Origin of the sequence: Streptomyces hainanensis (assembly GCF_004348415.1) — a bacterium.
Taxonomy (GTDB): Bacteria; Actinomycetota; Actinomycetes; order Streptomycetales; family Streptomycetaceae; genus Streptomyces; species Streptomyces hainanensis.
The window spans coordinates 1-8729 of record NZ_SMKI01000336.1 but is presented as its reverse complement, the minus strand read 5'-3'; the positions used below and the strand labels follow the sequence as shown (position 1 = coordinate 8729).

Annotated in this window: 9 protein-coding genes; 1 reads left to right on the top strand and 8 read right to left on the bottom strand. The window is 74.2% G+C overall.

Annotated features, from left to right (window positions below; all coding sequences use genetic code 11):
- Together E1283_RS25930 and E1283_RS25925 are read right to left on the bottom strand one after the other, a co-directional pair.
- Window positions 1-472 (bottom strand): GNAT family N-acetyltransferase (locus E1283_RS25930; protein WP_132820573.1); only part of this gene is annotated, 472 nt, incomplete at its 3' end.
- Window positions 444-1568 (bottom strand): epoxide hydrolase family protein, encoded by a 1125-nt coding sequence (locus E1283_RS25925; RefSeq protein ID WP_132820572.1) that lies wholly within the window; start codon window positions 1566-1568, stop codon window positions 444-446. The genes E1283_RS25925 and E1283_RS25930, both read right to left, overlap by 29 nt.
- Before the next feature lie 91 nt (window positions 1569-1659).
- Between E1283_RS25925 and E1283_RS25920 the strand changes: the two genes are divergently transcribed.
- On the top strand, window positions 1660-2637 hold the full coding sequence (locus tag E1283_RS25920) for a helix-turn-helix transcriptional regulator (RefSeq protein ID WP_132820571.1): 978 nt from the start codon (window positions 1660-1662) through the stop codon (window positions 2635-2637).
- Between the two features lie 21 nt (window positions 2638-2658).
- On the opposite strand, the gene E1283_RS25915 is transcribed toward E1283_RS25920, so the two are convergent.
- The 6 genes from E1283_RS25915 to galT form a co-directional block, all read right to left on the bottom strand.
- Entirely contained in the window at window positions 2659-3342 is a 684-nt protein-coding gene (locus E1283_RS25915; protein ID WP_132820570.1) for a response regulator, read from the bottom strand.
- On the bottom strand, window positions 3339-4607 hold the full coding sequence (locus E1283_RS25910; RefSeq protein WP_132820569.1) for a histidine kinase: 1269 nt from the start codon (window positions 4605-4607) through the stop codon (window positions 3339-3341). Before E1283_RS25910 ends, E1283_RS25915 begins: the two co-directional genes overlap by 4 nt.
- 76 nt (window positions 4608-4683) lie before the next feature.
- Window positions 4684-5346, bottom strand: coding sequence for a LuxR C-terminal-related transcriptional regulator (locus tag E1283_RS25905; RefSeq protein ID WP_243745106.1), 663 nt, complete (start codon window positions 5344-5346; stop codon window positions 4684-4686).
- A 338-nt stretch (window positions 5347-5684) separates the two neighbouring features.
- Window positions 5685-6803, bottom strand: coding sequence for a galactokinase (galK, locus tag E1283_RS25900; protein ID WP_132820568.1), 1119 nt, complete (start codon window positions 6801-6803; stop codon window positions 5685-5687).
- Window positions 6800-7774, bottom strand: coding sequence for a UDP-glucose 4-epimerase GalE (gene galE, locus E1283_RS25895; RefSeq protein ID WP_132820567.1), 975 nt, complete (start codon window positions 7772-7774; stop codon window positions 6800-6802). Before galE ends, galK begins: the two co-directional genes overlap by 4 nt.
- Window positions 7771-8729, bottom strand: a 959-nt coding sequence (galT, locus tag E1283_RS25890; protein ID WP_132820566.1) for a galactose-1-phosphate uridylyltransferase, incomplete at its 5' end; no start/stop codon positions are given. The genes galE and galT, both read right to left, overlap by 4 nt.

Here is an 8729-nt window from a genome sequence, read left to right as displayed (position 1 = left end):
GGCGGCGGTAGCGGGTGCCGGGGCGGCCGGCGAGGGTGATGTCGCCGACGGCGGCGAAGCCGTTGCGTGCCAGCACCGTCGCCGAGCCGATGTTGTCGCGGGTGGTGACGGCGATCAGCTCGGTCAGGCCGTAGGCGGCGGCCGCCAGACGGCAGGCCTCGGCGACGGCGGCCGTCGCCACGCCACGGCCGGTCGCGGACTCGCCGATCCGGTAGCCGAGTTCGGCGGCGCCGGCCTCGACGTCCACCAGGTTGATCCGGCCGATCAGCTCGCCCGCCGCGTCCAGGACGACGTGGAAGTGGCAGGCACCGGTCTCCTGTTCGGCCAGCAGTGCCTGGTGACGGGCGGCGAAGTCGGCGAAGTACGCGTCGCCGCGGTCCGGGATCGAGCGGGCGAAGAAGGCGCGGTTCGCCCGCTCGAACGCCAGCAGCGCGGGGGCGTGGTCAGCGCGCAGCCGCTCGACTCTGTTCATGCTCGGCAGCGTAGGCGAGCGCCTTGTCGAAGAACGAACGAGTATCGGCGGCCAGGGCCTCGGGGACCTCCATCGCCGGGAAGTGGCCCTGCCCCGGGTTGGAGTCCGGCCAGTGGATGACGTGGTTCGTCCGCTCGGCCAGCCGGCGGATTCCGGGCGGGCCCGCGTAGACGCCGGAGGGGACGGCCTTCTGGCCGCCGGGCCAGCCGAAGCCGGTGGTCTCGTACATCGGCCAGGACGAGGTGCCCGAGGTGCCGGTCAGCCAGTAGACCGTCGCGTTGGTGAGGAAGACGTCCCGCGAGGTCTGCACGTTGAACTGGTGGAACTTCTCGGCGAGCCAGGCCAGTTGGCCGATCGGCGAGTCGTCCCAGCCGTAGCAGAACGTCTGCGGCGCGGCGCGCAGCAGCGCGTGGTGGTCGACACCGCCGGTGGACCACGTCTTCATCAGCTCGTAGCCGGCCAGCTCGTCCGGGGTCATCTCCGGCACGTCGGCCTCGGTGGGGAAGCCGAGGCCGCCGTCGATGTACACGCCGACGACATGCTCCGGGTCCGCGACGGCCACCTCGGGCGCGATGTAGGCGCCCAGGTCACCGCCGTGCGTGCCGTACCGCCGGTAGCCGAGGCGGCGCATCAGCTCGGCCCAGATCCGGGCCACTCGGGCCACGCTCCAGCCGGTGGTGGACGGCGGGGCGGAGAAGCCGAAGCCGGGCACGGACGGGGCGACGACATGGAAGCCCTGGGCGGTCAGCGGCTCGACGAAGTCGAGGAACTCCACGACGGAGTTGGGCCAGCCGTGGGTGAGGATCAGCGGCAGCGCGTCCGGCACCGGGGAGCGGACGTGCAGGAAGTGGATGTCGAGCCCGTCGATCTCCGTCGTGAACTGCGGGAACGCGTTGAGCCTGGCCTCCCAGGCCCGCCAGTCGTAGTCGGTGGCCCAGTGGTCGGCCAGCTCGCGGAGGTGCGCGACCGGAACGCCCCGGCTCCAGCCCTCGCCCGGCAGCTGGCGCGGCCAGCGGGCGCGGGCGAGGCGGTCGCGGAGGTCGTCCAGCTCGGCCTGGGGGATGTCGATGCGGAAGGGGAGGATCTCGTCGCTCATGACAGGCACGTTAGGAGGGATACAGGACCGTTTCGGTCCTCGTTCACACGGCATGCTGAGGACATGAGGCTGGGGACATGAGGCTGACGACATGAGCGAGAACCAGGCGGGACGGCTGCTGCGGCTGCTCTCCCTGCTCCAGACGCCGCGCGAGTGGCCGGGCGGCGAGTTGGCCGAGCGGCTCGGGGTGACGCGGCGGACCGTGCGGCGGGACGTCGAACGGTTGCGCGACCTCGGCTATCCGGTGCGGGCGACGCGGGGTGTGGTCGGCGGTTACCGGCTGGCGGCCGGCAGCGCGATGCCGCCGCTGCTGCTGGACGACGAGGAGGCGGTGGCGATCGCGGTCGGGCTGCGGACGGCGGCCGACGCGGCGGTGGCCGGGATCGAGGAGTCCTCGCTGCGGGCGTTGGCCAAGCTGGAGCAGGTGCTGCCGGCCCGGCTGCGACGCCGGGTCGCGGCGCTCGGCCTCGCCACGGTGCCGCTGTGGCCCGGGGGCGGGGACGGCGCCGTGGATCCGGAGGCGCTGGCCGTGTTGGCCGGCGCGGCGGCCGGGCGGGAGCGGCTGCGGTTCGGGTACCGGGCGGCGGACGGGCGGGAGAGCCGCCGTCTGGTGGAGCCGTACCGGCTGGTGGCGGCCTGGCGGCGCTGGTATCTGCTGGCGTTCGACGTGGAACGGGACGACTGGCGGGTGTTCCGCGTCGACCGGATCGCCGCCCCCGCGCCGACCGGCGTCCGGGTCGCGCCCCGCGAACCGCCGGACGGCGACGCGGCGGCCTTCGTGACCCGCCGACTGGCCTCGCTGCGGCCCCGGTTCGAGGTGGAGGCGACGCTGCGCCTGCCGGCCGCCGAGGCGGCACGGCGGCTGGGCGCCGGCCTGCCCGAGCCGCGGCCGATCGACGCCGAGAGCTGCGAGTTGCGGGGCGAGGTCGACGAGTCGGTGGAGTGGCTGGCGGCCCGACTGGTCACGCTGGGCTGCGAGTTCACGGTGCGGCGGCCGCCGGAGCTGGTCGACCAGCTCCGGGGCGTCGGCGAGCGGGCGCTGCGGGCGACGAGGGGAAGCGGTGGCTAGGGCCTGCCCGGGCGACCGGACCTAGCCGGCGTCGCGCGCGGTGCCGACCAGGCCGGACTCGTAGGCGAGGATGACCGCCTGGGCCCGGTCCCGCAGGTTCATCTTGGCGAAGACGCGGTTGATGTGGGTCTTGACCGTGTGGTCGCTCACCAGCAGCGCCGCCGCGATCTCCGCGTTGGACAGGCCCCGCGCGATCAGCGTCAGCACCTCGGTCTCCCGCGCGGTCAGTCCGGGTAGCGGGCGGGCGGGCCCGCGCGCCACGGTGAGGCGCGGGCGGCGCCGGGGCACGAACCGTTCGATCAGCCGCCGCGTCACGCCGGGCGCCAGCAGGGCCTCGCCGCGCGCCACCACCCGGACGGCGTGAAGCAGTTCGGCGAAGGTGGCGTCCTTCAGCAGGAACCCGCTGGCGCCCGCCTCCAGGGAGGCGAAGACGTACTTGTCGAGGCCGAACGTGGTGAGCATCAGCACCCGGGTCCGGCACCCCGGCTCCGCGAGGATCCCGCGCACCGCCGCGATGCCGTCCATCCTGGGCATCCTGATGTCCAACAGCGCCACGTCCGGGCGCTGCTCGCGGGCGATCTCCAGTGCCTCGACGCCGTCCGCGGCCTCGCCGACGACCTCCATGTCGTCCTGGGTGCGCAGCAGGCCCACGAACCCGGCGCGCACCACGACCTGGTCGTCCGCGACCAGCACGCGAATCGTCACGCCGACGCCTCCCCGGCGGTCCGCGAGGTCAGCACGGCGCTGACGAAGAACCCGCCGTCCGGGCCGGGGCCCGCGTAGAAGTCGCCGCCGAGCAGCGCCACGCGCTCGCGCATGCCGATCACCCCGTGCCCGCCGTGCGACTCGTCCTCGGCCACCGCGGGGCCGGGGCCGTCGTCGAGGACCTGGACGGCGAGGCCGTCCGCCCGGTACCTGATCGAGACCCTGGCGTGCGACTCGGGGGCGTGCCGACGCGCGTTGGTCAGCGACTCCTGGACGATGCGGTAGGCCGCCAGCTCCACCGAGGACGGCAGCCGCCGGCGGGTCCCGTCCACCAGCAACTCGGCGCTGCCGCCCGCCTGTCGGTGGTCGTTCAGCAGGTCGCCGAGCCGGTCGAGCGTCGGTTGCGGCACCGGAACCGCCTCCCCGGAGGCGGCGTCGGCCCGGTCGGAGCGCAACACGCCGAGCAGCTGCCGCAGTTCGTTCAGCGTCTCGCGGGAGGAGTGGGCGATCTGCTGGAAGCCCTCCCTGGCCTCGGACGACAGGTCGGGCGTGGTGTAGGTGGCGCTCTCCGCCCGCACCGCGATCAGGGACACCGAGTGCGAGACGATGTCGTGCAACTCCCGGGCGATCGCCTCCCGTTCCTCCTCGGCCGCCACGCGCCGCCGCTCGTCGCGCCGCCGCCGCCACCGCAGGTCGACCCGGCCGCGCTCGGCCTCGCCCGCGACGATCGCACAGAGGACTCCGACGGCGATCGGCAGCGACGGGAGGAACTGCGTGCCGAGCGGGGTGCCGAACTCGTACGGCCCCCACTCGTGCAGCGGGACCTGCGCCCAGTTGACCAGCAGCGCCGCCGCCGAGCCGCCGAGCAGCAGCACGAGGGGATGGTGCACGCGGTGCCGGGCGAGCGTGTAGCAGCCGAGCAGGACGCCGACGGCCAGCGGCGGCACCGCGTAGGGGAAGGCCAGGAAGACGGCGAGGCCGGCCAGCACGGCGAGATGCCCGGCGAGGGCGGGGCGTTGACGCCGCCAGCGCAGCGGCAGCGGGGCCAGCACGCTGAACAGCACGGCCAGCGGTGAGGGTTCGGCCGGCACCAGCACCACCAGCCATACCGGCCCCCAGGCCAGCAGCGTCGTGCTCTGCGCCGGGAAACCGGGCGACCGGGACCAGCGCAGCAGCCACCCCCACGCCTCGGCCGCGACACGACTCAGCCGGAAGGACAGGTGTTCTCGCTCAGCCCGCGACGGGACCGCGTTCAACTGGCTCATGCCGGCCATTCTGTGGGCGGCGCCGGGCCCTGACGTCACCGCACGGGTTGAGTTCGCCGGCCGCCGTCCCGCGCGGTCAGTCGGCGGGGGTGACGCCGGCGCGGCGGGCGAGGGCGACGGCGGCGAGGGTGGAGTGGACGCCGAGCTTGCCGAGGACGTTCTGCATGTGGGTACGGACCGTGTGCGGGGAGAGGTAGAGCCGCTCGGCGACGGCCTTGCGGCCAAGGCCGGCCAACATGCAGCGGAGGACTTCGAGTTCGCGAGGCGTCAGGGACTCCACGAGCCGCTGGTGCTCGGTGCGGTGCCGGCGGTCCCGGCTCAACTCGCGCAGCACGCCGGTCAGCAGGGCCGCCGGGACGTGGGTCTCGTCGCGCAGCACGCCGCGCACCACCTGGAGCAGCCGGGCCAGCGAACTGTCCTTGGCCACCCAGCCGCTGGCGCCGGCCGAGAGGGCCTGGGCGGCCACCTTCGGATCGTCGTATGCCGCGAGCATGACAGCGCGAAGGGCCGGTAGACGCTCCTGCGCCGACGCGAGCAGCGATCCTTCGCCCTCCACGCCGTCCGCCATACCGGCGTCGAGGAGCAGCACGTCGAAGGGGGCACGCTCGAGCAACTGGTGGGCGGCGGGCAGCGAACCCACGGCCGCCGCTTCGACGTCCTGCTCGGCGGTGAGCGCCGTGGCCAACGACTCGGCGAAGATCCGGTGCTCGTCCACCACCAGCACCCGAATGCGATCCACAACCACCCCTCGCGTAAGCCCCTCGGCTTCGGGCGGGCGCGACGCCGGCACCCGGCCCCGGGGAGAACCGTGCGGCCGCCGCCGCACGGCACCGGTGCCGGGCCGTGGGCGTCGCACCCACCTGTCTCGCCCCCTGATACGAGCACCGGCCCCCACCGGTGCGTCTCTCTCAGGGTACGGGCGGGGCCGGGTGGCGGAAGTGGTTTGGCGGAAGTCGCGATATCAAAGCGATCACGGCCTGCCGGAACGGCCTGCCGGCCTACCGGTGACCGCGGACCTCGGGGGCTGGTTCCCCCGGGGGCTCCGCCCCCCGGGCCCCGGGCTCGCCGGGGAGGGACTTACGGCGTCGCGACGCGGCGGGCGCCTTCCGAAGGGGTGGCTTCGAAGGTGCGGGGCGCCCGGTAACCGGACGTGGCGAAGGCGTCCTTGACCGCCTTCGCCACCGCGTCGACCGCCTCCTCCTCGACCAGGACGATGGCGGAGCCGCCGAAGCCGCCGCCCGTCATGCGGGCGCCGAGGGCGCCCTCGGCGACGGCGGTGGAGACGACCAGGTCGAGTTCGGGGCAGGAGACCTCGAAGTCGTCGCGGAGCGAGGCGTGGCCCTCGGTGAGGAGCGGGCCTATCTCGCGGGCGCGGCCGGCGTCGAGGAGGTCGATGACGCGCTCGACCCGGCGGTTCTCCGTCACGATGTGCTTCACCCGGCGCCTGATGGCCGGGTCGGGGAGCCGGGAGAGCGCCGCGTCGAGGTCGTCGTACGCGACGTCCCGCAGGAACGGGACGCCGAGCGTCGCGGCGCCGGTCTCGCACTCGGCGCGGCGGGTGGCGTAGGCGCCGTCCGCGTGGCTGTGCTTGACCTGGGTGTCGACCACCAGCAGCCGCAGCCCCTCGCTCGCCATGTCGAACGGCACCTGGCGGCGGGAGAGGTCGCGGGTGTCGAGGAACAGGACGTGCCCCGCGGCGCAGCTGGCCGAGGCCATCTGGTCCAGGATTCCGCACGGCATGCCGACGAAGTCGTTCTCCGCCCGCTGCGAGAGGCGGGCCAGCGCCTCGGGCGTGAGGCCGAGGTCGTTGAGGTCGTTCAGCGCGAGGGCCGTGACGACCTCGAGCGCGGCCGACGAGGAGAGCCCGGCGCCGGTCGGCACGTTGGAGTCGAAGGACAGTTCGGCGCCCGCCAGCCGGTGGCCGGCCCGCTCCAACTCCCAGGCGACGCCAGCCGGGTAGGCGGCCCAGCCGGGCACCGAGCCCGGTGCCAGCCCGTCGAGGGAGACCTCGATCGGCGCCCCGTCGATCTGGGCGGACGACAGCCGCAGCACCCGGTCGGCGCGCCTGGCGGCCGTCGCCCCGGTGGTGTGCGGGAGGGCGAACGGCATCACGAAGCCCTCGTTGTAGTCCGTGTGTTCGCCGATCAGGTTGACCCGTCCTGGGGCGGCCCAGCGCCCGCTTTCGACGCCCGTCATCGGACCGGCTCCTCGTCGCGGGTGGCGAACGCCCAGGCGTCCGCGATGATGTCGGACAGCTCCGCGCGGCTCGGCCGCCAGCCGAGGCGCTCGCGGGCGCGCTCGGCGGAGGCGACCAGCACGGCCGGGTCGCCGGCGCGGCGGCCGGCCTCGGTCTCCGGGATGGGGTGGCCGGTGACGCGGCGCGCGGTCTCGACGACCTCGCGGACCGAGAAGCCGTTGCCGTTGCCGAGGTTGCAGATCAGGTGCTCGCCCGCGGTGGCGGCGGTCAGCGCGAGCAGGTGGGCCTCGGCGAGGTCGTCGACGTGGATGTAGTCGCGGACGCAGGTGCCGTCGGGCGTCGGGTAGTCGGTGCCGTAGACACTGATCGTCTCGCGGCGGCCGAGGGCGACCTGGAGCACGACGGGGATCAGGTGGCTCTCCGGGTCGTGCCGCTCGCCGATGGCGGGGTCGGCGCGGTGCGCGCCGGCCACGTTGAAGTAGCGCAACGAGACGGCGGCCAGGCCGTACGCGGCGGCCTCGCCGGTGATCATGTGGTCGACGGCGAGCTTGCTGGCGCCGTACGGGTTGGTGGGGGCGGTGGCCGCGTCCTCGGTGATCGGGGTGGCGGTCGGCTCGCCGTAGACCGCGGCCGTCGAGGAGAAGACGAGGGTCCGCACGTCCGCCTCGCGCATCGCGGTCAGCAGGTCGAGGGTGCCGGCGACGTTGTTGCGCCAGTACTTCTCGGGGACGACGACGGACTCGCCGACCTGCGAACAGGCGGCGAAGTGCAGCACGGCGTCGTAGCTGCCGTCGAGCCACTTGCCGGCGTCCTGGATCCGGCCCTCGACGAACTCGGCGCCGGCCGGCACGCCCGCGCGGAAGCCGGTGGAGAGGTCGTCGAGCACGGTCACCCGGTGCCCGGCGGCGAGCAGGTGCGCGGCGACCGTGCCGCCGACGTAGCCCGCGCCGCCCGTTACGAAGTACCTCATGCCTCTGTCGCCACCTCTCGGAGCCGGTCGGCCGCGGCCTCCGGCAGTACGTCACTCACGAAGGCGCCCATGCCCGACTCGGAGCCGGCCAGGAACTTGAGCTTCCCGGGGCTGCGCCGGATGGTGAACAGCTCCAGGTGCAGCGCGAAGTCCTCGCGGTCCGGCATCGCGAAGGGCGCTTGGTGCCAGCCGGAAATATACGGGGTCGGCCCCGCGCCCTCGCCGAAGATCCGGTCGAAGCGGCGCAGCAGCTCCAGGTAGACGGCGGGAAAGCCGGCGCGCTCGTCATCGTCCAGGGCCGGCAGGTCGGGGACGCGGCGGCGACGCGGGTAGAGGTGCACCTCGTAGGGCCAGCGGGCGGCGCGCGGCACGAACGCGGTCCAGGTGTCGGTCTCCAGCACGACGCGGCGCCCGTCGGCCCGCTCGGCGGCGAGCAGTTCGTCGTAGAGGTTGCCGCCGGTGCGGGCCTTGTGGGCGGCGACGGAGCGCAGGGCGCGCGCGGTGTGCGGGGTGACGAAGGGGTAGCCGTAGATCTGGCCGTGCGGGTGGCCGAGGGTGACGCCGATCTCGGCGCCGCGGTTCTCGAAGCAGTAGACCTGCCGGACGCCCGGGTGCTCGGCGAGCTCGGCGGTGCGGTCGGTCCAGGCGTGCAGGACGAGCGCGGCCTGCTCGGGGGTGAGCGAGGCGAAGGAGGCGTCGTGGTCGGGGGTGAAGCAGACGACCTCGCAGCGGCCGACGTCGCCGCCGAAGGACGGGAAGCGGTTCTCGAAGACCGCGACCTCGTAGGAGTCGGCGGGTATCTCGCTGAGCCGGTCGCCCCTGGTCGGACAGAGCGGGCACTGGTCGGCCGGCGGGTGGTAGGTGCGGGACTGGCGGTGGGCCGCGTAGCCGACGTGCTCGTCGAGGAGGGGGTCGTGCCGGATCTCGGAGGCCGAGACGGCGGGCTGGAGGGGGC

What these genes read in the sequence shown, in the direction of transcription:
- E1283_RS25925 (WP_132820572.1), bottom strand. Translation starts at nt 1,568, where the DNA reads ATGAGCGACGAGATCCTCCCCTTCCGCATCGACATCCCCCAGGCCGAG.
- E1283_RS25920 (WP_132820571.1), top strand. Translation starts at nt 1,660, where the DNA reads ATGAGCGAGAACCAGGCGGGACGGCTGCTGCGGCTGCTCTCCCTGCTC.
- E1283_RS25910 (WP_132820569.1), bottom strand. Translation starts at nt 4,607, where the DNA reads ATGAGCCAGTTGAACGCGGTCCCGTCGCGGGCTGAGCGAGAACACCTG.
- galK (WP_132820568.1), bottom strand. Translation starts at nt 6,803, where the DNA reads ATGACGGGCGTCGAAAGCGGGCGCTGGGCCGCCCCAGGACGGGTCAAC.
- galE (WP_132820567.1), bottom strand. Translation starts at nt 7,774, where the DNA reads ATGAGGTACTTCGTAACGGGCGGCGCGGGCTACGTCGGCGGCACGGTC.